Raw genomic sequence first — 26258 nt, 5'->3', positions numbered from 1 at the left:
CCTCGACCCGTTAGAACAGGCTGAACGCCAGCGGCATCAGCAGTGCGGCCAGCACCACTTGCAGACCCAGGGCCACGGCGGCATAGGCGCCGGCGTCCTCGTGGACCTGCAGCGCGCGCGCCGCGCCGACCCCATGTGAAATCGTGCCCAAGGCAAAACCGCGTGCTGCCCAGCCCTCGGGTGTCGTGGGCAGGTGCATCAGGGCGAACAGGTAACGGCCCGACAGCGCGCCCACCAACCCGGTAAGCACTGCGAACACCGCCGCCAGCGCGGGAACGCCACCCAGCGCCTCGGCGACGCCCATGGCCACTGGCGCGGTCACGGACTTGGGCGCCAGCGACAGCACGATGTCTTGCGGCAATCCGAGCAGCGTGGCCAGGCCCACGGCACTGGCGCAGGCCGCAGCGCCACCGGCCAGGGCGGCGGCCAGCAAGCGCCAGCCTTGGGCGCGCAGCGCCGCGCGCCGCTGCCACATGGGCCAGGCCAGGGCCACGACGGCGGGGCCGAGCAGGAAGTGGATGAACTGCGCGCCCGCGAAGTAGCTGGGGTAGGGCACCTGCGCGGCTTGCAGGGCGAGGGCCAGCGTCACCACGCTCCAGAGCACGGGGTTGGCCCAGGGCGCGTGTTGCAGGCGGCCATACAGCGCCGAGGCCAGCAGGTAGACCACCAAGGTCGCGGTCAGGCCGAAGAGCGGCGAGGCCGATAGGTAGACCCAGAGTTGGACGAAGTCAGGCACGGTCGGAGGTTGCCGTTGACTTGGGGTCGATGGGGACCGAAGGCGCCGTGCCCTTGCCGCGCAAGGCGTACAGCACGCTGGCCGTCACGGCCAGTCCGATCCAGGTGGACAGGATGATGACCAGCACCAGGCGCAAGCCGTGCTCGGCCAGTGCGCCAAAGTAGGCCATCACACCCACGCCCACGGGCACGAAGAGCAGGGACAGATGCGCCAGTAGGAACTGGGCGCATAGCGCCACCTTGTCACGCACCCGGGGCTGGAACAAGGCCGCGAACAGCAGCACCATGCCAATAACCGGACCGGGGATGGGCAGATGGAAGAAGCGCGACAGCACCTCGCCGATGGACTGGAAGACCAGCAGCCAGGCCAGACCTGTCAAGGCGCCGGTGTTCATGAGGCGGACTTGTGCATGGGCTCAGTAGCGCGGCAGATCGGGGTGCTTGAGCTGGCCGCCCCGCACCAGCATCTTGCCGTACTCGGCGCAGCGGTTCAGCGTCGGAATCACCTTGCCAGGGTTGAGCAGCCCCGCCGGGTCGAAGGCCTGCTTGACACCCAGCATCTGCGCGTGTTCCTCGGTGGTGAACTGCACGCACATGCTGTTGAGCTTTTCCACGCCCACGCCGTGCTCGCCCGTCACCGTGCCGCCCATGGCGACGCTGGTTTCCAGGATGTCCGCGCCGAACAGTTCACAGCGGTGCAACTGGTCCGGGTCGTTGGCATCGAAGAGGATGAGCGGGTGCAGGTTGCCGTCACCGGCATGGAAGACGTTGAGGCAGCGCAGGCCGTACTTGCCTTCCATTTCCTGGATGGCTTGCAGGATGTCGGCCAGGCGAGCTCTAGGGATGGTCGAATCCATGCACATGTAGTCCGGCGCCAAGCGGCCGCTGGCGGGGAAGGCGTTCTTGCGCCCGCTCCAGTAGCGCAGGCGCTCGGCCTCGTCGCGGCTGACCGCGATGGCCGTGGCCCCAGCCGCGCGCAGGACCTCGCTCATGCGGTCGATTTCCTCCTCCACTTCCTCCGGCGTGCCATCGCTTTCGCACAACAAAATGGCGGCGGCGGACAGGTCATAACCGGCGTGGACGAAGTCCTCGACCGCGGCCGTCATGGGCTGGTCCATCATTTCGAGGCCGGCGGGGATGATGCCGGCCGCGATCACCGCGGCCACGGCATCGCCCGCACGTTTCACGTCGGCGAAGCTGGCCATGATGCAGCGCGCGAGCTGGGGCTTGGGCGTCAGCCGCACCGTGGCCTCCACGACCACGGCCAGCATGCCCTCGCTGCCGACCAGCACGGCCATCAGGTCATAACCCGGCACGTCCAGTGCCTCGCCGCCGAATTCCACGGGCTCGCCTTCGACCGTGAAACCGCGGACCTTGAGCACGTTGTGCACGGTCAGGCCGTACTTGAGGCAATGCACGCCGCCGGAGTTCTCGGCCACGTTGCCGCCGATGGTGCAGGCGATCTGACTGCTTGGGTCCGGTGCGTAATAGAGGCCATGGGGCGCGGCGGCCTCGCTGATGGCGAGGTTGCGCACGCCGGCCTGCACGACGGCCGTGCGGCTGGTCGGGTCGACCTTCAGGATGCGGTTGAACTTCGCCAGCGACAGCGTCACGCCCAGCGCGTGCGGCATGGCCCCGCCGGAAAGGCCGGTGCCCGCGCCGCGCGCCACCACGGGCAGGTCCAGTGCATGGCAGGCCCGCAGCACGGCCGCAACCTGGTCCTCGGTTTCGGGCAGCGCGACGGCCAGCGGGCGTTGCCTATAGGCCGTGAGGCCATCGCATTCATAAGGCGTGGTGTCCTCCTCTTGCCAGAGCAAGGCATGGGCCGGCAAGACGGTTTGCAGGGCTTGGACGACCTGGGATTGACGAGCTCGGCGCTCGACGCTGCGGATGCTGGGCTCTGTGGGGGCGTTCATGGCGGAGCCATCATAAATAATCGTTGTTCCAGGGTCGAGGCCCGGGTTGGGCTGATCAAGATCCGGCCGAGATGTTGTCGAGATTCAAGGGCTGGGCTTCGCGAGCCAGTCCACCATGCCCTGCGCCGCCGCACGTCCGCTCGCAAAGCAGGCCGTCAGCAGGTAGCCGCCCGTGGGGGCTTCCCAGTCCAGCATTTCGCCCGCGCAGAACACGCCGGGCAGCGCGGTCAGCATCAGTTTCTCCGTCAGCGCCTCGAAGCGCACGCCGCCCGCCGTGGAGATGGCTTCGGCGACCGGGCGCGGTGCAGCGACGGTCAGCGGCAAGTGTTTCAGCGCAGCGGCCAGCGTGGGCGCGTGCAGCATCTGCTCGCGTGTCAGCAACTCGTGCAACAGGCCCAGTTTCAGCGAGCTGAGGTTCAGCCGGCTTTTCAGGTGGGAAGACAGCGAGCGACTACCCCGCGGGTGCTGCACCTCGGCGAGCACGCGCTCGGGCGTCAGTTGCGGCAGCAAGTCCAGGTGCAGCGTGGCTGTGCCATCGCGCTCGATCTGATCGCGCAGCGCGGCGCTGGCCGCATAGATCAGTGAGCCTTCGATGCCATGGGCCGTGATCACGAACTCACCGGCCCGTGCCGGGAAGTCCACGGCCGCCAACGTGACGGGTTTGACCGGCTGGCCGGCGAACTCGCCCGCGAAGCGCTCGCTCCAGCCGGGTGATTGCGGGTCCGGTTGCGGGCGTGCGGCCGTCGCGGCCACGTCGAAGCCGCAGTTGGCGGGGCGCAGCGGCGCGACAGCCACGCCGCGCGCTTGCAGCAAGGCCGCCCACGCGCCGTCGGACCCTAGCTGCGGCCACGACGCGCCGCCCAGCGCCAGCAACGTGGAGCGCGGGCGCACGAGGCGCTCGCCGTCGGGCGTGGCGAAGCGCAGCGCGCCATCACCTTCTTGATCTCCCTCTCGATCCGTCCAGCCCAGCCAGCGGTGTCGCATCGCGAACGTGACGCCTCCCGAGCGCAGCCGGTGCAACCACGCGCGCAGCAGCGGCGCGGCTTTCAGGTCGCTGGGAAAAACGCGGCCGGACGTGCCGACGAAGGTCTCCACGCCCAGGCCGGCGGCCCAGGCGCGCAAGGCATCGGCGTCGAAGTCGTGCAGCAGTGGCTCGATCTGTGCGGCACGCGTGCCGAAGCGGGCGAGGAAGGGCGCGGACGGCTCCGAATGTGTCAGGTTCAGCCCGCCCTTGCCGGCGAGCAGGAACTTGCGACCGACGCTGGGCTTGGCATCGAAGACGGTGACTTTGTGGCCGGCGGCGGCCAGCACTTCGGCGGCCATCAGGCCGGCGGGACCACCGCCGATGATGGCGACGAAACTGGGATCAGGGGAATTCATGCCCTGGATTGTCCTGTGGCCGGACGCGTGCAGGTCGCGATCACCGGAGTGGAGATGGGGAATGTGGTAGTGAGGGCACCGGGATAGCCAGCATCCCGCCTATGCAGACTGCCGGTAGCGCCGGGGATCGGGAATCGGCACGGCCTGCATCAGGCAGCGCGTGTAGTCATCCGCCGGATTCTCGAAAATCTGCCGCCGGCTGCCTATTTCGACGATGTGGCCACCGCGCATGACAGCCACCTGGTGCGACATTCTTTCAATCACAGCCATGTCGTGCGAGATGAACAGGTAGCTCAGGCCAAGTTGCTCTTGCAATTCCAGCATCAAATCCAGCACTTTGGCGCGCACGGAAACATCCAGCGCGGCCACGCTTTCGTCGGAGACGATGAGCTTGGGCTTGAGCGCCAACGCGCGTGCGATGCAGATGCGCTGGCGTTGCCCGCCCGAAAATTCATGCGGGTAGCGTGTCGCCACGTCAGGTGACAAACCCACGCGCCCCAACAGGGCCGCCACGTGGTCGCGCCGTTCCGAGGCATTGGCAATGCCGTGGATGAGCAAGGGCTCGGCGATGGCATCGCCAATGCACATGCGCGGGTCGAGCGAGGCATACGGATCCTGGAAAATCATCTGCGCAGTCCGGCGGATGGGGCGCATCAGCACGGGGCTTTGCCCGGCCCTGACTTCGCGTCCGTCCAGTTCCACCTGGCCGCTGAACGGGATGAGGCCCAGCACCGCCTTGCCCGTGGTGGATTTGCCCGAGCCGCTTTCGCCCACCAACCCCAGCGTCTGCCCGGCGGGGATGGAGAACGAGACGCTCTCCACGGTGTTCGGGGTTTTTTCGGCGCCGCGGCCCAGCCAGCCCCTCGGGCGGGCATAGCTGACGCACAGGCCCTGCACGTCCAGCACCGGCCAGGTGGACAGCACGGGGCTTTCGCCGGTGGGCGCGGTGATGCGCGGCGGTGCATCGGTGCCCGCCAGCGAACCCAGCCGCGGCACGGCGGCCAGCAGTTGCCGGGTGTAGTCCTGCTGGGGACGCTCGAAAATGTCGAGGCTGTCGCCCTGCTCCTCCAAGCGGCCGCCACGCATCACGGCCACCCGGTCAGCCATCTCCGCCACCACGCCCATGTCATGCGTGATGAGCAGGATGGAGGTGCTGAATTCTCGCCGGAGCTCACGCAGCAGCGTCAAAATTTGCGCCTGCACGGTCACATCCAGTGCCGTCGTGGGTTCGTCGGCAATCAGCACCTTGGGACGGCAGGACAGGGCCATCGCGATCATCACGCGTTGGCGCATCCCGCCCGACAGTTCGTGCGGATATTGCGTCAGACGCCGCGCCGCATCGTTCATGTGGACGGCATCGAGCATCTGCCGGGTCAGCACCTCCGCACTCTCCTGGCCATCCCTGCCATGCGCGCGGATGGCCTCGGCCATCTGCGCGCCGATGGTCATGATGGGGTTGAGCGAGGTCATCGGCTCTTGAAAGATCATCGCAATATCGCCACCGCGCAGATGCCGCAGCGCCCGCTGCGGCAGCGTCAGCAGGCTCTGCCCGTCGAACAGGATTTCACCCGCCGAAACGCGCAGCGAAGCGCCAGGCAGCAAGCCCATGATGGCCAGCGAAGTGACGGATTTGCCCGATCCGGATTCACCAGCCAGGCACAGTGTCTCCCCTTCGTTCAGATCGAAACTGACGCTGTCGAGCACACGCCGCAGGCCCTGCGGCGTGCGCGCATCGACTGTCAGGCCGCGTACCGACAGCAGCGCCTGTTTCATGCGAACACGATGCGCGGGAAATAGAAGGAGACGACCCAGTTGGGTTGATCGACGATTTCGCTGATGCGCAAATCCCCGCAGACCGAGCACAGCATGTAGGCATCCACCGGACTGAGTCCGTGCTGCACGGCCAGCAGATCGATCATGCGCATCAGGGCTTCGCGCGCGCCGGTCATCAAATCCGGACCGATGCCGGTGGTGACTTCATAACCCGCGCCATCCAAGTGGCGCGTCACCGGCTCGGTGACGGTGAAACGCGGTGTTTGCAAGCGCGCGTCCTTGACCAGGTCAATCGTCAACTCGACATCCATCCGGCTCTCGATGGCGGTGCCGCAGACCTCGCCATCCCCTTGCGCGGCATGGGTGTCGCCCACGGAAAACAGCGCGCCCTCGACCTCGACGGGCAGGTACAGCGTGGCGCCCGCCGCCAAGTCGCGGATGTCCATGTTGCCGCCGACACGGCGTGGCGGCACGACGGAGTGCAGGCCCGGCTCTGCCGGGGCCACGCCGATGGTGCCGGTGAAAGGCTTGAGCGGCACGCGTCCGCCGGGGCCGTAGGCGGACGGGGCCATGCTGACGCTGTCGTACTTCCAGATATGCAGGGCCGGATCCTTGAACTGGTCGGCCAGCAAGCCGAAGCCGGGGATGTTGGCCGTCCAGCCGTGGCCGCTTGGATGGAATTTTCGGATGGTGACTTTCAGCGCGTCACCCGGTTCAGCGCCCTCCACGCGCACCGGGCCCGTGACGGGGTTGATCTTGCCGAAGTCCAGCTTGATCAGCGTGTCGAGCGTGGCATCTACGCCAATCTGCCCGCCGGACGAGTCCTGGCATTCAAACAGGATGGTCTCGCCGGGCCGGGCGGTGAGCGCGGGCGCAAAGTCGCGGTTCCAGCCATAGTTGTGCTGGCTGCGGTGGATGGTGTGGTTGCAGGCGACGCACATGGAAACTTCCCGTCACTTCTTCACGAAGATGGCGTCAAAGTTGATGACGCGGGTGGGGTCGATGTAGATGTTGTCGGCGCCGCCCATGCGCGCGGACTTGGCCACCACGCGGCGCTCGTTGATGACCGGCACCCAGGGCGCGTCGGCCATGATGTCGGTGTAAATCTTGCCCCAGGCCTTGGCGCGTTCTGCGGCTTTGGCCGGCTCGGACATGGAATCGGCGGCCACGGCGCGCTTGTCGATGGCTTCGTTGCAATACCACGACCAGTTCCAGCCGCCTTGCACCGCGCCCGCGCAGCCCAGGATGGGGCCGTAGAAGTTGGACGGATCCGGGAAGTCCGCGATCCAGGCCATGCCGCCCGACCAGATCATCGGCGCTTCGCCTTCGGTGCCGCCTGCCGCAATCACATTGCCCTGCGCCAGCGCGCGCAGTTCGGTCTTGACGCCGATGGCGGCCAAATCTTGCTGGATGGCCTGCGCGATGCGCGGCTGCGGGTCGGTGTTAGTGGAGTAGAGCACGGTGGAGAAGCCATTGGCGTAGCCAGCCTGCGCCAGCAGCGCCTTGGCCTGGGTCGTGTCGTAGGCGTAACCCTTGTAGCTTTTGTCATAGCCGGGCATGAGGGGCGGCAATGGCTGGTTGGCGGGAGTGGCGCGGCCATTGAGGATGCGGGCGATGCGCTCCTTGTTGATTGCCATGTTGATGGCCTGGCGCACCTTTACGTTGTCGAATGGTTTGACTTTGGTGTTGAGCGTGATGTAGTCCGTGTTGAGTTGCGCGCCATCGACAATGGTCTGCTTGCCTTGCGGCGAGTTCTTCACCTCCAAGTACTTGGCTGGCGGAATGCCGTCGCCCGCGATGTCCACCTCGCCCTTTTGCAGGCGCAGCAGGGCAACCAGCGGCTCCTGGCCGACTTCGACGGTGATCTTGTCCACGTGGGGGATGCCCTTGACGAAGTAATTGGGGTTGCGCTGGAAGACCAACTTCTGCCCGATCGCCCAATCTTTCAGGACGATCGTGCCGGAGCCGACCGGCTTCTTGCCGAAATCGCCGCCGGCGGCTTCGACGGCTTCCTTCGGGACGACCGAGGCGAAATTGATGGCCAGCACGTGCAAGAAAGTGGCGTCCGGGCGCGAGAGTTTGAAGACCACCGTACGCGCGTCCGGTGTCAGGATGCCAGAGAGCGCCGCTGCCTTGCCACCGTTGAAATCATCGAAACCCTGAATGGCGCCGAAGAAGCCCGCGCCGGGGCCTTGCGTTTTGGGATTGATGGCGCGTTCAATGGAGTATTTGACATCGCCGGCCACCACCTCGCGGCCATGCGTGAACTTGACGCCGGGGCGCAGTTTGAAGGTGTAAGTCAGGCCGTCCTTGGCGACAGTGAAGCTCTCGGCCAGCGAAGGCACGATCTTGTCCGTGCCGGGTGTGTAGTCCACCAGGCGCGAAAACAGGCTCTTGATGAGCGACCAGTTCACCCAGTCATAGCCAATCGCCGGGTCGAGCGTGACGATGTCGTCCTTGTAGGTCACGACGATGTCACCGCCTTGCGCGGGCTGGCTCTGCGCCAGTGCCGGCAGCGCGGGGAGCGTGGATGAGGCCAGAATGGCCGCAGCGGCTGTTGCTTTCAAGAGGGAGCGTTTCAGCATGATTTCTCCTGGTGGGGCTGAGGATGCGGGAAGAAGGTGTCAGTGGGTGCGGATGCGCGGGTCAATGAACGGCGCGGCGAGGTCGGCCAGCAGATTGCCCAGCACGATGGCGACAGCCGAAACCAGTGTCACGCCCATGATGATGGGAATGTCCACCTGCTGGATGGCCTGCCAGGCCAACTGGCCGATGCCCGGCCAGCCGTACACGGCTTCGACGACGACCACGCCGCCCATGAATTGGCCGATGTCGATGCCGATCATGGCGATGACGGGCAGCACGGCGTTGGGCAGCGCGTGGCGCAACACGATGCGGGTGGCCCGCAGGCCTTTGGCCCGCGCGGTGCGGATGTAGTCCTGCTGGAGCACGTCGATCATTGCGGAGCGCACCATGCGCGCATACCAGCCAGCTCCCAGCACGCCGAGCGTGAGCGCGGGCAGCACGACGTGTGCGAACGTGCCATAGCCACTCATCGGAAACCAGCCCAGTGTGGCGGCAAACAAGTAAAGCAGCAGCAGCGCGACGATGAACTGCGGCGCGGAGACACCAACGAAGGCTGCCATCATCACCACGCGATCCGCCAGGCCGCCGCGCCGCAGGGCCGCGAGCACGCCCAGCGCGAGGCCCAGCGATACTTCGACGCAAATGCCCGCCGCCATCAGCGTCAGTGTGGCGGGCAGGCGCGCCACGATCAGCGTGGCAACTTCCGTTTTTTGCGTGTAGGAGCGCCCGAGCTTGCCTTGTGCCAGTTGGCCGAGGTAATGGGCGAACTGGGCCGGCAGGGGCTGATCCAACCCCAGTTCGTGCCGGATGTTGGCCACTGTTTGCGTCGTGGCGCTGCGTCCGGCCAGCATGCGCGCCGGATCGGCGGGCAGGGCGTAGAGCAGCACGAAGGTGATGGCGGCCACGCCCAGCAGAATCAGAAGGGCTTGCGCCAGGCGGCGGGACAGCAGCGCCAGCATGGTCAGCCCCGCCCCCGCTGCGTAGGATCGAGCAGGTCGCGCAGCGCATCGCCCACGAGGTTGAAGGCCAGCGCGGTCAGCAGGATGACCGCGCCGGGAAAGAACACCAGCCACGGCGCCGATTGGAAGTAGCTTTGGTTCTCGAAAATGATGTTGCCCCAGGACGGCTCCGGCGGCTGCACGCCGATGCCGAGGAAGGACAGCGTGGCCTCCAGCAGCACGGTGGTGGCGATGCCCAGCGTGCCCCAGACGATGGCCGTGGGAAACAGATGCGGCAGGATGTGGCGCAACAGGATGCGCGCATGGCCCGCGCCCAGCGAGCGCTCAGCCATGATGAAGTCGCGCTCGGCAAGCCCACGTGTTTCGGTATAGACGATGCGGGCGATCTGCACCCAGTTCACCATTGCGATCACCAGCGCGACGATCCACAGGCCGGGCTTGAGGATGGCGGCCAGCACGATGGCCAGCAGCAACGCGGGAAAGGCCATCATCAGATCGGTCAAGCGCATCAGCAGGCTGCTGACCCAGCCGCGCAGATACCCCGCCGTGATGCCCACGCACAGCCCCACGCCGACGGCAATGCCATTGGCGACGAGACCGATCAGCAGCGATGCGCGAGCGCCCCAGAGCAGGCGCGACAGTACGTCGCGTCCGAGTGTGTCTGTGCCCAGCAGAAACCGTCCGTCCGGCGGCAGGGGCGCACCCTCAAGCGAGAGGCCGTCGAGCATCTGGTCGTCGGGCGCGTAAGGGGCAATCCAGGGGGCCGCCAGCGCCAGCGCCACGACCGCCAGCACAATACCCAAGCCCAGCAAGGCCAGCGGCTGGCGGCATAGCTCACGCAGCACTTTCATCCGGTTACCTTCTTTCGTGCGGAGCGCCCGCCGTCGAGCAGCAGGGCCGCCATCTGCTCAATGGACATGCGTTCCTGCATGGCGTTTTCACGCAACTGGGCATAGGCCTCGTCATCACTCAGACCGCCGCCAGTCTTCAACAGATTCAAGGCGGCGAACACCACGGGACGCAGCCGCAACCGCTCCTCCAGCCAGTGGATGCGCCTGGTTGTCTCCGTGTGCGCCTCATGGTGCGAACGGGCCAGCACCAGGGCGGGATACACCGCCGACACGGGCACTGGTTTAGGAACAAAGGCCCCCGCACCATGACGCAATGCCCACGCCAGGCGGCCCGGCGCTTCGGAACTCAACAAGGCGATCACCGGGCAACCCGGTTTGTTGGACGGAAGCATGGCGTCCAGTCCTTGATCCGCATCGATCACGATCAGATGAGGTCGCTGCGTGGCATCCAGCGGGTGTTCCTGGTGCAGCACCTCTATGCCGAGCACCCTCAACTGGCGCGCCAGGCGCTGGGTATGCTTGTCTTCCCACGCCAGAATCAGGCACGTCCAGCCCGCGAAGGTGGGGGTGTGCAGCGCCGTCATGACACCAGCCTCAAATGCGACGCGGCACGCGGGGCGGAATGCCGCGCATGTCCCGTCAGATAGGGGTCGGCGGCCAAAGCGGGACGTGACGCGATGACATCGAATCCTTGCGCGCTGTTGATGCGTCCGAGATGAAACGGCAGGTTCGCATGGTTGGTGACCGGGTCGATGGTCATGCTGCCCAGCAGCGTGGGCCATGCGCGGGACAGCAGCGCGCCACGCACCTGCGCCGGCGCCTCGCTGTCGACGGACTCCATGGCCGCGATGCACAACGACGTGGCGGTATAGGCGCTGGTGAACAGATTGGAAACCTTGCCGATGCTTCGCCGCCAGGCGCGCACACGGGCCTTGAAGGCTGTGTTGTCCGCCGACGATAGGCTGTCGAAATAGGGCGCGGCGCACAACTGGCCCAGCGCGGCCCCCGCCGGAATGTCCGGCAGCTCGCATTCCTGCAGATCGCAACTGACCACGGGGCAGTTTTCCGGCAAGAAGGCCGGATCGCGTTGACCCAGCGCATGCATGGCAGTCAGAAAGGCATAGCTGGACGGGCCAACCAAGTTGTTGAGCACGAAATCAGGGCGCTTGTCGGCAATGTCGGCCACGATACGTTCGACGCCGGTTTCCTCCAGCGGCAAATACCGCTCGCCCAGCACCGCGCCGCCTGCCTGGCCGACCAACTCGCGCGCCAGCCGGTTCATCTCCCAGCCCCAAACGTAATTGGCACCGACCAGATAAGGCCGAGCGCCATGCGACGCGAGCAGATGGTCGAACAACGGCATCAAATGCTGGTTGGGGCAACCGCCGATGTAGATGACGTTCTCGTTGGCCTCGAAGCCCTCGTAGGGGCACATGTACCACAGCAGGGCGTCATGCTTTTCGATCAGCGGAATCACTTCCTTGCGTGCCGCCGAGGTGATGGTTCCGATGATGTGCCGGCACCCGTTGCGCAGCAGATGGGCCGCGCCTTCCAGATAGGCCGCCAGATCGGCATGAGGATCAAAGAAAACCGATTCGATCTGCCCCTTACCCGGCTGCGCGTGGTCGTGCAAGGCAAACTCCACACCCAAGCGCGCATCCCGCCCCATTGCGCCATACGGCCCGGTCGTCGAATACAGAACGCCGATTTTCACGAGATGCCCGTTCCCAAACAAAAAGCCCCATGACGCAAACCGGCTGCCCGGCGGCATCATGGGGCGCTGTTGCCCAATATTGGTGACTGTGTCGCGCCAAGTTTGGCAACTTGGCGTCGGTGCAGAAGGGCAAGCAGATTTTGTGCCAGATGTGCGGATCTGGTGCGAGGCTGTTGGGCCGGTGTCGATCAACAGGCGTTTGATGAGCACACCCAAGTGGTGTGAAGGTCTCGGCGCTGTGCAGGAACGGCGCGGCCTGCATCCGGGTGCATGGCATGGCGCAGAAGGCCGCGCGCGCAGCAAGCAGCGGTTCGATCTGCGCGGCGCGCGTGCCGTAGCGGGCCGGGGCAGCAGAGATCGACTCAGGGGAACTCACGGGCGGCCCGGATCGTCCCGTGACCGGATAATCGCCCGCTTATCCTCGCTTGTCATCCCGAAGAAAGCTTCGTCCATGTCCGATCGTCTTGCGGTGCTGCCGCAGTATCTGTTCCCGAAAAAAGCCATCAATGTGTTTTCCGGCTGGGTGGCCGGTTCGGCCATGGGGGGGGTGACCACCGCCATCATCCGCCGGTTCATCCGACGCTACGACGTGAACATGGGCGAGGCAGTCAATCCCGATCCGGCCAGTTACGCCACCTTCAATGACTTTTTCACGCGCGCCTTGAAGGACGGCGCTCGCCCCTTGGCCGATGCCGACTGGATTTGCCCGGTGGACGGCGCGATCAGCCAGTTCGGCGCCATCGAGCGCGACCAGATCTTCCAAGCCAAGGGTCACCACTACAGCACCACGGCTTTGCTCGGCGGCGATGCCGCGCTGGCCGCGCAGTTCGAGCACGGGCATTTCGCCACCCTCTACCTGAGCCCGCGTGACTATCACCGCATCCACATGCCCTGCGCGGGCACGCTCAGGCGCATGGTCTATGTGCCGGGGGATCTGTTCTCCGTCAACCCGACCACGGCGCGCGGCGTGCCTGGGCTGTTCGCGCGCAACGAGCGCGTGGTCTGCATCTTCGATACCGCGCGCGGCCCGCTGGCCCTGGTGCTGGTGGGCGCGACCATCGTGGGCAGCATGGTCACGGTCTGGCACGGTCAGGTCAATCCGCCGCGTCGCCCGACCGTGATGGAGTGGTTGTATGAAGGTGCGGGCGAGGGGGCTGGCGAGGGCCGCGCGGTCACGCTCGCCCAGGGCGCCGAAATGGGCCGCTTCCTGCTGGGCAGCACCGTGGTGCTGCTCTGGCCCGGCAAACCGGGGGCCTCCGGCCTGCAATTCAACCCGGACTGGGCGCCTGGGCGTGCCATCCGGCTTGGTGAGAGAATGGCCGACTCGAAAGCCTGACACCGGTTTCAGGGAAGTCAGGCGTCCACAGGAGACACCCATGCCCGCTTTGCTGCCCAACGTCGACCCCGACGGCCTGCTTGAATTCTCGGTGGTCTACACCGACCGCGCCCTGAACCACATGTCCCAGCGCTTCCAGGGCGTGATGAAGGACATCTCCACCATCCTCAAAGATGTCTACAAGGCCAAGTCCGCCGCCCTGGTGCCCGGTAGCGGCACCTTCGGCATGGAAGCCGTGGCGCGCCAATTCGCCACCGGCAAGAAAACTCTGGTGATCCGCAATGGCTGGTTCAGCTACCGCTGGACCCAGATCTTCGAGATGGGCAATATCCCCGCCAGTTCCACCGTGCTCAAGGCTCGCCGCATCGGCACCGGTCCGCAGGCGCCGTGGACGCCTTGCCCGGTGGACGAGGTCGTGGCCACCATACGGGCCGAGAAGCCGGACGTCGTGTTCGCCCCGCACGTGGAAACCGCGGCCGGCATGATCCTGCCCGACGACTACCTGAAGAAGGTGACGGACGCCGTGCACGAGGTGGGCGGCCTCTTCGTGCTGGACTGCATCGCCTCCGGCTGCCTCTGGGTCGACATGCAGGCCACCGGCGTGGACGTGCTGGTCAGCGCGCCGCAAAAGGGTTGGAGCGGTTCGCCTGCCTGCGCGATGGTGATGCTCAGCGAGCGCGCCCGCAAGGCCATCGACGGCACCACCAGCACCAGCTTCGCGGCCGACCTCAAGAAGTGGCTGCAGATCATGGAGGCCTACGAAAACGGCGGCCACATGTACCACACCACCATGCCTACCGACGCCCTGGCGCGTCTGGACCAGGTGATGCGCGAAACGCGTGACTACGGCTTCGACAAGGTGCGCCAGGAACAGCTGGCCCTGGGCGCCAAGGTGCGCGCCCTGCTGGAAAGCCGCGGCTTTGTCAGCGTCGCCGCCGACGGCTTCAAGGCCGCGGGCGTCGTGGTCAGCTACACCACCGACACCGACATCCAGAACAGCAAGAAATTCCTCGCCCTGGGCCTGCAGACCGCCGCCGGCGTGCCCCTGCAGTGCGACGAACCCAAGGATTTCAGCACCTTCCGCATCGGCCTCTTCGGCCTGGACAAGCTGCACAACCCGGACCGCAGCGTGGCGCAGCTGGCTGCGGCGCTGGATAAGTTGGGCTACACCGAGAAGGTGGCGAAGGCGGCTTGATTTTCTTGACGCAGAATCAATCAAAAAGCCCCGAGTCGCAAGACGCCGGGGCTTTTGTTTTTTGGGATTGAGCGGGCTTACTTGAAGATCACCGTCTTGTGCCCGTTCAAGATCACGCGGTGCTCGCTGTGCCACTTGACGGCGCGCGCCAGCACCTGGCTTTCGGTGTCGCGGCCGATGGCGGTGAAGTCTTCCACCGTCTTGCTGTGGTCCACGCGCGCCACGTCCTGTTCGATGATGGGGCCTTCGTCCAGGTCCGCCGTCACGTAGTGGGCGGTGGCGCCGATCAGCTTCACGCCGCGGTCATGCGCCTGGTAGTAGGGCTTGGCACCCTTGAAGCTGGGCAGGAAGCTGTGGTGGATGTTGATGGCCTTGCCCGAGAGTTTGCGGCAGAGATCGTCGCTCAGCACCTGCATGTAGCGCGCCAGCACCACCAGTTCCGCGTTTTCGGCCTGCACGATCTCGAACTGCCGCGCCTCGGCTTCTGCCTTGGTGGCCGCCGTGACGGGAACGTGGTGGAAGGGGATGTTGTAGCTGGCCGCGAGTTGGTAGAAGTCGCGGTGGTTAGAGACGATGGCGCGGATGTCGATGGGCAGCAGGCCGATCTTCCAGCGGAACAACAGGTCGTTCAGGCAATGGCCTTCCTTGCTGACGAAGATGAGGGTGCGCACCTTGGTCTCGGCCGGGTTCAGCCGCCATTGCATCTGGAAGGGTTCGGCGAAAGTCTTCAACTGAGCCTGCAGGTCCGTGTGGCTGACCTGTTCGCAGGAGAAACGCACCCGCATGAAGAACAGACCCGTGTCGGGGTCGTTGTACTGCGCCGCTTCCTCGATGTTGCCGCCGCGTTCCAGCAGGAAACCCGAGACGGCATGCACAAGGCCCAGGCGGTCCGGGCAGGAGAAGGTGAGGATGTAGGCGACGCTCATGGCTGGGGCGGAATGCGGAAAGAAGAAGCTGCCATTGTCGCAAAAGCCGACGCCCCGGCGTGGGATACCGGGGCGACAACCCCCTGAACTCGCCTTCGCGGGTCGGCGCCTGTGCCGCCGCCACGGCGCAGGCGGGCTCAGTGCACGTGCAAGGGCAGGGTCGCGAGCTCGGCGTACTGCGCCAGCGTGTTTTCCACTTCGTCCTGCGTCGGTTGCGTGCGCTGCCACTCGCTCAGGTGTTGCTGGAAGAGCTCGGCCCAGGCGCCGTCGAGGAACAGCTCCTTGCCCGAGCGCTTGTCCACGATCTCGAAACCGTGGCGCATCAGCGAGGGACGGTCGGCCATGTATTCGTCATCCGGGTCGCTGACCATGACGCGCCCGTTGTCGTCCTGGCGGATGGGGCTGGCCAGCAGGTGGGTGACGATGAAAGACTCCGAGTCGTACAAGGTGTGCATGGCGTCAGTCTATAGGCAGATGGTGGGAACCGGGTGGTGGCAAGGTTACAGCCGCAAGTTTCATGCTGGAATTGCAGTTGGGGTTGCGCATTGCGGATTTCAAGCGGTCTCAGCGGCGGGCATGGGCGCCATGGACTGACTCCATAGCAGATCGACGTCGCTGCTCCTGCCCTCGCTCAGCCGGATGCGCGCAGGCATCCAATTCAATGCAGGCGCCATCCAAAGTTCCGCGCCCAGGTTGTCTGAGGGCTCGGGCAGACGCAGCAACTTGCGTGTGAGCACTGGCCCACCCGGCAGATTCAAGGTCTCCTCGCCCTGGACCACCAGGCGCCAGTGTTCCACGGTCTTGCCGTTGCCCAGGACGGGAAGCGGCAGCTGCGCGCCGTCGGTCCTGAAAACCGGCGACGTGGTGTTTGTGGCGAAAAGACAGGCCAGCTGGATGTACAGGCTAACCAGGTCTTGCGTGCCCGGAGCCAGGCGGGTGGTGCCGCCCCTGCCCAGGCGAGCCTCGGCGCGGGGCCAGTCGAATTCAGTGTCGTGCTCGTTCTGGGAGCGATCGGTGTAGCTCAGGGGCTGCAAGCCGGTCGAGGTGATCCTGCCCTTGCTGATGCGCTCGCGCGTGCCTAGAAACCCTGCGTCCAGCTTCAGCCGGGCCTCATAGCGTCCGTTTCCGTGCTGCCACGACAGATACCCATCGGCAAACAGCGGCAGGAAAGCGACGGTACCGCGCACCCGGTAACGCAGGTGCAAGGGCGCGGGCACGGCATCGGGCGCGACGCGGAGCGGCATTTCGGCCGCCTGGACCCATTGGCTCATGGCCTGACCTGGCAACAGGGCCAGGCCAGCGTGCATCAGCCAGGCGCGGCGGCGCATGTGCTCAAAATCGCTCATGGTGTAATCACAGCTTGCGTCTGGGCACTATGGACGGCACCACAGACGCCGATGGAAATGATTGCATCCCGATGAAACTCGCCACTTACAAAGACGGCTCGCGCGATGGTCAGTTGATCGTCGTCTCGCGTGACCTCAGTCAAGCCCATTATGCGACCGGCATCGCGCAGCGCCTGCAGCAGGTGTTGGACGACTGGAACTTTCTCGCCCCCCAGCTGGAGGATCTGTACACCACGCTGAACCAGGGCAAGGCGAGGCATGCTTTCCCCTTCGATGCGACGCAGTGCATGGCGCCACTGCCGCGGGCCTTCCAGTTTGCGGGTGGCCTGAGCTGTCCGAACCATGTCGACTTGTTGTACCCGGAGCTGACCGGTGCGGCCCTGCCCCTGTATCAGGGCTACGGACATCTGCAAGGCGCTTGTGACAAGGCGCTGTTCGCCAGCGATGCGTCGTCTGACCTGGACCCCGGCATCGATTTCGAGGCGGGGCTGGCCGTCATCACGGGTGACGTGCCCGCGGGCGCGCCGCCCGAGCAGGCGCTGGACGGCGTGCGCCTGCTCATGCTGGCCAATGGCTGGACGCTGCGCCAGCGCCTGGCCGAGGAACGCGCGCGCGGGTTTGGTTTTGTGCAGAGCAAACCCGCCGTGGCCTTCAGCCCCGTGGCCGTCACGCCCGATGAACTCGGCGAGTCCTGGGTGGATGGACGTGTCCATCTGAGCTTGCAGACCACCTGGAATGGCCGCACCGTGGGCCTGTGCGAGGCGGGCGAGGCCATGGAGGTTTCTTTCGGTCAACTCGTCGCGGCGCTGGGGGCAACCCGGCGCGTGCGCGTGGGCAGCATCGTCGGGGGCGGTGCGCTCAGCAATCGGGCGGTCGATGCCGAAGGGCGTCTGGACTGGCCCAAGGGCTACGGCTGCATCGCCGAGAAACGTGCCATGGAAAGCCGCCTGGACGGCCAGCCCACCACGGCCTACATGAAGTTTGGCGACAGCCTGCGCATCGAGATGAAAGGCCGCGACGGCCAGTCCGTCTTCGGCGCCATCGAGCAGCAGATCGCGTCCAGGTCCGCATGACCAGCGCGGCATAATCGCGCCCCATGCAGACCCTGCGCCGCGCCCGTTTCCTCGCCCGCCTCGTGCTGGCCGGGTTCGCGCTCGCGCTGGGCGTGGCCATTGCCTCGCCCATCGTGCAGCCCAAGGCGATGGAGTTGGTCTGCGCCGCCGATGGCGTCGTGAAGCTGATAGCCCGGGGCGGTGACGATGGCGCCATCGCCAACCATGCCCATACCCTGGACTGTCCCTTGTGCGTGCAGGTGCTGACACCGCCGAGCCTGTCCCTGCCCGTCGCCGCACACGACGCACCGCCGTCTTACGCACCGCGCCCGTGGATGACGGCGCACATCGCCGGCCGCACGGCCGCGCCCCTGCCGCCTCGCGGCCCGCCTGCTTCTTCCTGATCCTTGCCTGCGCAGTGCGCGACCGCCCTGGATGGGTCGGCCGTTCGCTGCCTTGCCTGCGTCGTATGCCTGGTCGCGAATGAACGCGCCATCGTGCCGGTCGTTGGGCAGAAGAAATCAATTTGTCCGCCGGGCGACCGGCATCCACCCCCAGAGGAGTTTCACCATGAACATCAAACACCTGATCGCCTTTGTCGCCTTGGCTGCCGCGGGCGCCGTACAGGCCCAGACCGTCGACGTGCAGGAAGCCTGGGCACGTGCCACGGTGCAGGGCCAGAAGTCCAGCGGCGCTTTCATGAAGCTCACCGCCAAGGAAGGCATGCGCCTCGTGGGCGTGACCACGCCCGTCGCGGGCGTTGCCGAGGTGCATGAGATGAAGATGGAAGGCGACGTCATGAAGATGCGCGCCATCGCCGGCCTGGATCTGCCCGCCGGGCAGACCGTGGAGCTCAAGCCGGGTGGTTACCACGTCATGCTGATGGACCTGAAGGGAGCCCTGCGTGCAGACCAAAACATTCCGGTGACCCTGTTGTTCAAGAATGCGCAGGGCAAGGAGAGCCGCCAGGAACTGCAGATTCCCGTGCGCGCCATGACCATGGGTGCGAGCCCATCGGGCCACGGCGCCAAGCACTGAGCCTTGTGACCGACCCGCGACAGGCGTCGCGGATTTGGGGTTTCTTTGCGGGTGTCGGAGTCGTGCGCCGCCGGTTCGCGTTAAGCTGCGCGCACCGACCGGACCCGCGCAACCATGAACCAGAAAGCACATCCCCAGGGCTTGGGCGCTGATTTCGGCGCCTATGTGCCAGGCTTTGACTTTCTGCAGAAACTGGCACAAGGCGATCCGCAGGCCTTGTACGCCAGTTGGATCGCGCCCACGCTGGACCCGAAGGTGCTGGACCAGCGCATTGGCGAGCTCAAGGCCGTGCTGTTCTGGCTGGATCAGAACACGGCCGCCCTGAAGGCCACCTTGCAAGCCCTGGAAGTTCAGAAGATGACCCTGGCTGCATTGCGCAGCATGGGCAGCATGGGCAGCATGAGTGGCATGGCCGGTTCGATGCCCGGGGCTCAAACCAGTTCCGAAGACCGTGCCGCGGCGTCCAGTGCATCGGCAGCGTCGGCTGCCGGCGCGGACCCCGCCGCGCCGCCCTTCATGGCCGATGCCATGCAGTACTGGGGTGCCCTGACGCAACAGTTCCAGACCATTGCCAATCAGGCCCTGCAGGACGTGGCGGCGCGTGGCGCCGCGGCTTCAGCCGCAGCCGCGGCCCCGGGGCCACAGTCGTCCGCGGCGGCCTCGGCCGATGCCGCCCCAGCGCCCCGGCGCGCCACGCCGCGCAAGGCGACGCGTCCAGGGGCCGATGACCCGAAGCCGAACTCCGGCCCGCGCGATGGCCCGAATGCCTGATCGTTCCATGAACCCGTACCTTCTTGCTCACGCCACCCATCCGCAATGGCGCATGGCGGCCACCCTGGTGCTGGCGCAACTGCGAGCCCAGATCGCCAGTCGCGCGTCCAAGGGCGCGGGGCTGGCCCCCAGCCTGGCCCTCCTTTACATCACCGACCACTACGCGAACGAGGCGCAAGCCATCCTCGCGCACCTGAGCGCCGAACTGCCCGAGGTGACGGACTGGTCCGGCACGGTGGGCGTGGGCATCGCGGCCACGGGTGTCGAGTACTTCGACGAACCCGCGCTGGCGGTGATGCTGTGCGACATCCCGGCCGACCAGTACCGCGTGTTCTCCGGCGTGGCGCCCTTGGCGCAGAGCTTCGCCGCGCACACGGCCCTGATCCATGCCGATGGCCATGCGCCCGAGCTGGGCGAGCTGATCGAGGAGATGGCGGCGCGCACCAGTTCGGGGTATCTCTTCGGCGGCCTGGCCGCCAGCCGCCAGCAGAGCGTGCAGTTCGCGCAAGGCGGTGACGGCTATCTGCGCGGGCAGGGCCGCAGCAGCGGTGTGTTCCATGGCGGTCTGTCCGGCGTGGCTTTTGGTCCGGAGGTCGCCTTGGTGTCGCGTGTCACGCAGGGCTGCGCGCCACTCACGCCGGTTGGCGGTGACCACGTGGTCACCGAGGCCGAGCGCCACGTGGTCTACCAGCTCGACGGCGAGCCCGCGCTCGACGTGCTGCTGCGTGAACTGGGCGTCTCGCTCGACCAACCGCAGCAGGCCCTGGAGGCGGTGCGTGCCACGCTCGCGGGGCTGGTGGCGCCCCCGCCTGCCCATGGGCAGCAATCGGATGCCGCCGCAAACTCGCGTGCGGGAGATCACGCGCACGCAGGTGCCAGCCCGTCGGGCCGCGTGATCGGACGGGGTGGCTTGTTCGGCCCGGACGTGCGCGTGCGCCACATCGTGGGGCTGGACCCGCAGCGGGGCGGCGTGGCCCTGGCCGAGCGCGTGACCGAAGGCATGCAGCTTGCCTTCTGCCAACGCAATGTTCAGGCCGCGCGCGCCGACCTGATTCGCATCTGCACCGAAATCCGTGCCGAGCTGGAGCCAGACGAACTACCGCTGTATAGCGCGGCAGTGTCCACGCCTGGCGCTGCGTCCGATGTCGCGTCCGAGCAGGGCGCGCCGACTCTGGCGGCGCACCCTGCCGTGCCCTCGCGTGAAATTGCTGGCGCCATCTATGTCAGTTGTTCAGGTCGTGGCGGCCCGCATTTCGGCGCGCCCAGCGCGGAACTGCAGTTGGTGCGCCATGCCCTGGGCGACGTGCCGCTGATTGGCTTCTTTGCCGGGGGCGAGATCGCGCACCGGCAATTGCATGGTTACACCGGCGTTCTCACAGTCTTCCTCGCGCCCGAGGGGGCCGCCGCATGAGCATGCCCGCGCAAGCCGATCAGCGTGCGCACGGGACGCCAGCGGAAGGTCCCGCGAGCGGCCAGTTCTCTCTCCTGCGCCAGCGCCGTTACGCGCCTTTCTTCTGGACCCAGTTCGCTGGCGCCGCCAACGACAACCTGTTCAAGTTCGCCTTCACGGTCCTGGTGACCTACCAACTCCAGGTGAGCTGGCTGCCACCGGTGCAGGCGGGGCTGGTCATCGGCGCGCTTTTCATCCTGCCGTTCCTGCTGTTTTCCGCCACCAGCGGCCAGCTCTGCGACAAGCATGAGAAGAGCGCCATGATCCGTTTCGTCAAGAATCTGGAGGTGCTCATCATGCTGGCGGCGGCCTGGGGCTTGCTGGCGCCCAACGTGCCCGTCCTGCTGCTGTGCATCTTCCTGATGGGGGTGCATTCCACGCTCTTCGGTCCGGTCAAGCACGCCTACCTGCCCGCCGCGCTGCAGCCGCGTGAACTCACGGGCGGCAACGGCATGGTGCAGATGGGCACCTTCGTCGCCATCCTGCTGGGCAATATGGCGGGTGGCCTGCTGATGTCACTGCCCACTTCCAGCCCGGTGACGGGCGCGCAGGCCGCGGCGCTGGCCTGTCTGGCGGTGGCCGTGCTGGGCCGGCTGGCCGCGGCACGCGTGCCTCTGCTGCCGGCCACTGACCCGGGCTTGCGCATCAACTGGAATCCCTTCAGCGAAACCTGGCGCAACCTCCAACTGGCGCGGCGCGACGCCAAGGTCTTCCATTCCCTGCTGGGCATCAGCTGGATGTGGTTCTTCGGCGCAGTCTTTCTGTCGCTATTTCCCGCCTATGCCAAGGAAGTGCTGCGCGGCGACGAGCAGGTGGCTTCCCTTCTGCTGGTGCTGTTCTCGATCGGCATCGGCGTAGGAGCCCTGTTGTGCGAAGTGTTGGAACAGCGCGCCGGCGTGGTCCGCCGCTTCCTGGCGCCGCTGGGCGCCGTGGGCATGAGCGTGTTCGCGGTCGATCTGTACTTCGCCTCGCGTGGCCTGCCGCCGGTGGATCTGATGAACCTGGCCACCTTCGCGGCCCGGCCACCGCACTGGCGCGTGATGGCCGACCTGCTGTTGCTCAGTCTCTTCGTCGGGCTCTACAGCGTGCCCATGTACGTGCTGATCCAGCGCCGCAGCCCGCCCACGCACCGTGCGCGCGTGATCGCGGCCAACAACATTCTGAATGCGCTCTACATGGTCGTCAGCGCCCTGTTGGCCGGGGCCTTGCTGGACGCGGGAGCGACGATTCCGGAAGTGTTCCTCTGCATCGGCTTGGCCAACGCCGTGGTCGCTTGCTGCGTGTTCTTGTTCGTGCCGGACTATTGGCGCGAGACCTGAGTCCCCGGCGGGGCCCGCTCCTGCGACAGGGCTGCAGGTTTCAGAACACGCCCCAATCGTCGTCAGCGCCCATCTTTGCAAATCGGGCGGGCTTCGAGTGCGAAGAGGCCGTCTGGGGCGATCGGTGCGCCATATTGTTTGCGTGTTCAGGCGAGTGACGTACCGCATTCTGATGAGGTAGGGCGGCAGCGTTTGCACGCATGGCCATCGGGGCGAGCGCCACGGCATTGCTGTTTTTGTTGTTGAGCTTGAACACGGCCACGGCCTGTACCAGTTCCTGGGCCTGGCTCTTGAGGCTGCTGGCCGCCGCGGCCATCTCTTCCACCAGTGCCGCGTTCTGCTGCGTGGCTTGGTCCATCTGCGTCACGGCTTCGCCCACTTGAGACACACCCGTGCTTTGTTCGACGCTGGCCGCGCTGATCTCTCCCATGATGTCGGTCACCCGGCGGATGCTGCTGACAACGTTGTGCATGGTGCTACCGGCCTGATCGGCCAGTGCGCTGCCCTGCTCCACCCGGTTGACACTGTCGGTGATCAAAGTCTTGATCTCCTTGGCTGCTTCCGCGCTGCGACTGGCCAGGTTGCGCACCTCGCCGGCTACCACGGCGAAGCCTCGGCCCTGTTCACCTGCACGTGCGGCCTCCACCGCCGCGTTCAGTGCCAGGATGTTGGTCTGGAAGGCGATGCCGTCGATCACGCCGATGATGTCGGCGATCTTCCTCGAGCTGTCGCTGATGCCCTTCATGGTGCTCACAACCTGGGTCACCACTTCACCCCCTTGCACGGCCACGGTGCTCGCGCTCTGGGCGAGCTGGTTGGCTTGACGGGCATTGTCGGCGTTCTGTTTGACGGTGGAAGACAACTCTTCCATGCTGGCAGCGGTTTCTTCCAGTGCGCTGGCCTGATTCTCCGTGCGGGCGGAAAGGTCCTGATTGCCTTGGGCAATTTCGGCGCTGGCCGAAGAGACCGACTCGCTGCTCTGGCGCACGCGCCCGACGATGCCGGCCATGCTGTCACGCATGGCTTTGAGGGCATACAGCAGGCTGGATTGATCGTTTTTCTTGAGTTTGATGTCGATGCTGAGATCGCCAGCGGAAATGCCTTGCATCACCGCAGCTGCGTAGGCTGGCTCTCCACCGAGTTGGCGCAGCAGACTGCGCGCAATCAGCAAGCCGCTTCCCAGCAAGGCCGCACCCAGCAGCAGGGTGCCGATGCCCATGCTGATCGCGCGATTCATGACCACCGCGTCCACGTTGTCAACATAAACACCCGAGCCGACAACCCAACCCCATGGAGCGAAACCTTTGACGTAGGAGACCTTCTGTGCCGGTTTGTCGCTGCCGGGCTTCGGCCACATGTAAAAGACAAAACCTGATCCATGGGCCTTGACGATTTGGACAAACTCCACGAACAGCTGTTTTCCCGTCGGGTCCCTGTTCTCGGTCAGATCCTTGCCATCGAGTTCCGGACGGATCGGGTGCATGACCATCGTCGGATGCATGTCGTTGATCCAAAAATACTCGGCGCCGCTGTAACGCAATGCCTTGATGGCTTCCAAGGCGCGCTGTTTGCCTTCGTCCTCGCTCAATTTTCCCTTGCTGACCAGGTCATGAAAGTGCACGATCAGGTCATAGGAGACTTCGACGGTCTGGCGCACGCCGGCCTGGCGCTCCTCCATTACCAGTTTTTTTTCCGAGATCAGAAAGACGATGGCCATCGCGCAGATGCCCAGCAGGGCGCTTGCGATAAGCGCACCCAGGCGTTTGGAAATGCTCATGGAATTCAAATTGAACATGGTGTTACCTCATAGAGTTGCGGCGCCTTTGTGGTCGCGGCGCCTCTTCAGAAAAATGTCCTGTCATCGCTGGCTGTTGCCATTGCATTGAGAAGAAGCCAGTCCCGGATCGAGGTGACTCATGAGTCTTTCGATGTCGAGCGGGATCAGCAACGCTGTTCATGACCCTCATGGTGCTGATGCAAGCCATGTCTCGCCATCAGACACGGCCGGTTTGACCGTCGGAATCGGATGGCGCGGGGTAGGACGGTTCCTAACCGAGATCCGCTTTCGGTGCGTTCAGCGCGGACCCTGCGCCGCTCGCGCGGTCGGAATCTGTCTCATCGCTCGATTCGCGGCCGGCGCTCCGGATGAATAAAAAACTGCTCCAATCGTCCCTGCCGATCTTGGACAGGGGGAGCGATTCCGCCAGCTTTGGCTGGGATCAGAGATTGCAGACGCGCGACCTTGTTAATCTTGTGCAGAGGCGCGCGCCCGGCGCCGGGAGAGGGTCAAGACGCGGTCAATACACGAGTGGCGGAAGGGGTGGGCACCACCACCGCGGCGTTCTTGTGGTTGCTGTCCAGCTTGAAGATCGCCACGGACTCCACCAGTTCGCCGGCCTGGCTCTGGAGGCTGCTGGCCGCTGCGGCCATTTCCTCGACCAAGGCCGCATTCTGTTGCGTGGCCTGATCCATCTGCGTCACGGCCTCGCCCACCTGGGACACGCCAGAGCTCTGCTCAAGACTGGCGGCGCTGATCTCGCCCATGATGTCGGTCACCCGGCGGATGCTGCTGACTACCTCGGTCATGGTGTTGCCCGCCTGGTCGGCCAGTGCATTGCCTTGCGCTACCCGGGCCACGCTGGCGGTGATCAGCATCTTGATCTCCTTGGCGGCGTCCGCGCTGCGTCCAGCCAGGTTGCGCACCTCGCTAGCCACCACCGCGAAACCGCGACCTTGTTCGCCAGCCCGGGCGGCTTCCACGGCCGCATTGAGGGCCAGGATGTTGGTCTGGAAGGCGATGCCGTCGATCACGCCGATGATGTCGGCGATTTTCTTGCTGGAGTCGCTGATGTCCTTCATGGTGCCCACAACTTGATTCACTACCTCGCCACCATTGATTGCCACGGCGCTGGCGCTCTGGGCCAGTTGGTTGGCCTGGCGGGCGTTGTCGGCGTTTTGCTTGACGGTCGACGACAGTTCTTCCATCGAAGCGGCCGTCTCTTCCAACGCGCTGGCCTGGCTCTCGGTGCGTGCCGAGAGATCGTGGTTGCCTTGGGCGATCTCGGCACTCGCCGTGGAGACTGACTCACTGCCTTGGCGCACGCGTCCCACGATGTCCGACAGGCTGGTCTTCATCTGCACCAGGGCGCCGAGCATCTGCGCCAGTTCGTCACGCCCCTCAACCGCGATGGGGTGGTTCAGCTTGCCCTGGGCAATGGCCTCGGCGCTTTTCACGGCTTGACGCAGCGGAGGCACGATGGAGCGAGTCAGCAACAGGATGGCGCCGATGCCCAGACCCAGGGCGACCAGGGCTGATCCAATGATGATCCAGCGTCCCTGGGCGGCGGCCTCTTCGGCCTTCTCCAATTCCTCATCAAACAATGCCCGCTGGTGCTGTTCAAGTCGTTGCAGCGCGGCGATATAGGTTTCCGACAGAGGTCTCAACTGCTGTTCCACGAAAGCCGAGACGTCCTCGCCGGCGAGCCTGCGTTTCAGGGCCTCGGAACGTGGGCTGCGGTAGTTTTCCCGGCCCTTGGCCACGACCGCCACCAGGGCCTTGCCTTCCTCGGACGTGATCATCGCTACGGCCTTCTGGCTGATCTCCGTCACCATCGCCGAGGTCTGGTCCATCTCCGCCTGCCAGGCCTTGATGCGGCTCGGGTCGGTCTCGTTCAGGGCGGCACGGGTGCGTGTCCAGTTCAGTTCGATGGCACCGCGCCAGGCGGCGACCTGGCGCAGGCGCTCGTTGTCCGTCGTGCCCATCACACGGGCGGTTTGCGCCAGCTCCTGCAGGCGCCATACGCCGATCGAAGCGCAAGTGGCGAGCAGCAACAGGACCAGGCCGAACGCAGCACCCAGGCGTTTTCCGATGGGGTAATTGTTCAAGAATTTCATGGTGTTTCTCCAGTGTT

23 protein-coding genes and 1 pseudogene are annotated in these 26258 nt (G+C 65.6%); 8 read left to right on the top strand and 16 right to left on the bottom strand.

All coding sequences use genetic code 11. From position 1 onward, the window contains the following. Positions 1-10 precede the first annotated feature (10 nt). The 11 genes from DW355_RS01830 to DW355_RS01780 form a co-directional block, all read right to left on the bottom strand. Positions 11-736, bottom strand: coding sequence for an LrgB family protein (locus DW355_RS01830; protein WP_131277563.1), 726 nt, complete (start codon positions 734-736; stop codon positions 11-13). After that, the gene (locus DW355_RS01825; RefSeq protein ID WP_131277561.1) at positions 729-1130 is read right to left on the bottom strand and encodes a CidA/LrgA family protein; all 402 of its coding nucleotides are present in this window, start codon (positions 1128-1130) and stop codon (positions 729-731) included. The genes DW355_RS01830 and DW355_RS01825 overlap by 8 nt, the downstream gene beginning before the upstream one ends. A gap of 21 nt (positions 1131-1151) precedes the next feature. Continuing rightward, the gene (locus DW355_RS01820) at positions 1152-2651 is read right to left on the bottom strand and encodes an FAD-linked oxidase C-terminal domain-containing protein (protein ID WP_131277559.1); all 1500 of its coding nucleotides are present in this window, start codon (positions 2649-2651) and stop codon (positions 1152-1154) included. Between the two features lie 84 nt (positions 2652-2735). Beyond that, positions 2736-4031 carry an NAD(P)/FAD-dependent oxidoreductase gene (locus DW355_RS01815; RefSeq protein ID WP_131277557.1) on the bottom strand — a complete coding sequence of 432 codons (1296 nt, stop codon included), beginning with the start codon at positions 4029-4031 and terminating at the stop codon, positions 2736-2738. Between the two features lie 99 nt (positions 4032-4130). Then, complete coding sequence (locus tag DW355_RS01810; RefSeq protein ID WP_131277555.1) at positions 4131-5804, bottom strand: ABC transporter ATP-binding protein; 1674 nt, start codon at positions 5802-5804, stop codon at positions 4131-4133. Beyond that, the gene (locus tag DW355_RS01805; RefSeq protein ID WP_131277553.1) at positions 5801-6745 is read right to left on the bottom strand and encodes an acetamidase/formamidase family protein; all 945 of its coding nucleotides are present in this window, start codon (positions 6743-6745) and stop codon (positions 5801-5803) included. Before DW355_RS01805 ends, DW355_RS01810 begins: the two co-directional genes overlap by 4 nt. A 12-nt stretch (positions 6746-6757) precedes the next feature. After that, on the bottom strand, positions 6758-8389 hold the full coding sequence (locus tag DW355_RS01800; protein WP_131277551.1) for an ABC transporter substrate-binding protein: 1632 nt from the start codon (positions 8387-8389) through the stop codon (positions 6758-6760). Between the two features lie 39 nt (positions 8390-8428). Then, a complete protein-coding gene (locus DW355_RS01795) occupies positions 8429-9349 on the bottom strand; it encodes an ABC transporter permease (protein ID WP_131277549.1) in 921 nt (306 codons plus the stop codon). A 2-nt stretch (positions 9350-9351) separates the two neighbouring features. Next, complete coding sequence (locus DW355_RS01790; RefSeq protein ID WP_131277538.1) at positions 9352-10200, bottom strand: ABC transporter permease; 849 nt, start codon at positions 10198-10200, stop codon at positions 9352-9354. Then, positions 10197-10784, bottom strand: coding sequence for an ANTAR domain-containing response regulator (locus DW355_RS01785; RefSeq protein ID WP_131277536.1), 588 nt, complete (start codon positions 10782-10784; stop codon positions 10197-10199). The genes DW355_RS01790 and DW355_RS01785 overlap by 4 nt, the downstream gene beginning before the upstream one ends. Then, positions 10781-12124 carry a transporter substrate-binding protein gene (locus DW355_RS01780; protein ID WP_242671353.1) on the bottom strand — a complete coding sequence of 448 codons (1344 nt, stop codon included), beginning with the start codon at positions 12122-12124 and terminating at the stop codon, positions 10781-10783. The genes DW355_RS01785 and DW355_RS01780 overlap by 4 nt, the downstream gene beginning before the upstream one ends. Before the next feature lie 241 nt (positions 12125-12365). On the opposite strand from DW355_RS01780, the gene asd reads away from it, so the two are divergent. After that, positions 12366-13250, top strand: a complete 885-nt coding sequence (gene asd / locus DW355_RS01775; protein ID WP_131277534.1) for an archaetidylserine decarboxylase — start codon at positions 12366-12368, stop codon at positions 13248-13250. 40 nt (positions 13251-13290) lie between these two features. Next, positions 13291-14445 (top strand): aminotransferase class V-fold PLP-dependent enzyme, encoded by a 1155-nt coding sequence (locus DW355_RS01770; protein ID WP_131277532.1) that lies wholly within the window; start codon positions 13291-13293, stop codon positions 14443-14445. Positions 14446-14522: 77 nt separating this feature from the next. Here DW355_RS01770 and purU read toward each other — a convergent pair whose 3' ends face one another. From purU to DW355_RS01755, 3 genes are all read right to left on the bottom strand, one after another. After that, positions 14523-15371, bottom strand: coding sequence for a formyltetrahydrofolate deformylase (gene purU, locus DW355_RS01765; protein ID WP_131277530.1), 849 nt, complete (start codon positions 15369-15371; stop codon positions 14523-14525). Between the two features lie 137 nt (positions 15372-15508). Then, positions 15509-15826 carry a BTH_I0359 family protein gene (locus tag DW355_RS01760; protein ID WP_131277528.1) on the bottom strand — a complete coding sequence of 106 codons (318 nt, stop codon included), beginning with the start codon at positions 15824-15826 and terminating at the stop codon, positions 15509-15511. A gap of 99 nt (positions 15827-15925) precedes the next feature. Continuing rightward, positions 15926-16717, bottom strand: a complete 792-nt coding sequence (locus DW355_RS01755; protein WP_131277526.1) for a DUF3108 domain-containing protein — start codon at positions 16715-16717, stop codon at positions 15926-15928. A gap of 71 nt (positions 16718-16788) precedes the next feature. On the opposite strand from DW355_RS01755, the gene DW355_RS01750 reads away from it, so the two are divergent. The 6 genes and pseudogenes from DW355_RS01750 to DW355_RS01725 form a co-directional block, all read left to right on the top strand. Beyond that, positions 16789-17790: a fumarylacetoacetate hydrolase family protein gene (locus tag DW355_RS01750; RefSeq protein ID WP_131277524.1), complete on the top strand. Its 1002-nt coding sequence runs from the start codon at positions 16789-16791 to the stop codon at positions 17788-17790. A gap of 23 nt (positions 17791-17813) precedes the next feature. Next, entirely contained in the window at positions 17814-18173 is a 360-nt protein-coding gene (locus DW355_RS01745) for a DUF2946 family protein (RefSeq protein WP_131277522.1), read from the top strand. A gap of 166 nt (positions 18174-18339) precedes the next feature. Continuing rightward, positions 18340-18807, top strand: a complete 468-nt coding sequence (locus DW355_RS01740; RefSeq protein WP_131277520.1) for a copper chaperone PCu(A)C — start codon at positions 18340-18342, stop codon at positions 18805-18807. A 114-nt stretch (positions 18808-18921) separates the two neighbouring features. Next, on the top strand, positions 18922-19578 hold the full coding sequence (locus DW355_RS01735; RefSeq protein ID WP_131277518.1) for a PhaM family polyhydroxyalkanoate granule multifunctional regulatory protein: 657 nt from the start codon (positions 18922-18924) through the stop codon (positions 19576-19578). 7 nt (positions 19579-19585) lie between these two features. After that, positions 19586-20989, top strand: coding sequence for an FIST signal transduction protein (locus DW355_RS01730; RefSeq protein WP_131277516.1), 1404 nt, complete (start codon positions 19586-19588; stop codon positions 20987-20989). Then, positions 20986-22332: pseudogene (locus tag DW355_RS01725) on the top strand (MFS transporter); the annotation flags it as partial. The gene DW355_RS01730 and the pseudogene DW355_RS01725, both read left to right, overlap by 4 nt. A gap of 55 nt (positions 22333-22387) precedes the next feature. Here DW355_RS01725 and DW355_RS01720 read toward each other — a convergent pair. Beyond that, positions 22388-24142, bottom strand: a complete 1755-nt coding sequence (locus DW355_RS01720) for a methyl-accepting chemotaxis protein (RefSeq protein WP_131277511.1) — start codon at positions 24140-24142, stop codon at positions 22388-22390. Positions 24143-24633: 491 nt separating this feature from the next. Continuing rightward, entirely contained in the window at positions 24634-26241 is a 1608-nt protein-coding gene (locus DW355_RS01715) for a methyl-accepting chemotaxis protein (RefSeq protein WP_131277509.1), read from the bottom strand. Positions 26242-26258: the final 17 nt, after the last annotated feature.

This window comes from Hylemonella gracilis, from assembly GCF_004328645.1.
In the GTDB taxonomy this organism is placed as follows: domain Bacteria; phylum Pseudomonadota; class Gammaproteobacteria; order Burkholderiales; family Burkholderiaceae_C; genus Hylemonella; species Hylemonella gracilis_B.
This window is presented reverse-complemented; position numbering and strand designations above follow the sequence as displayed.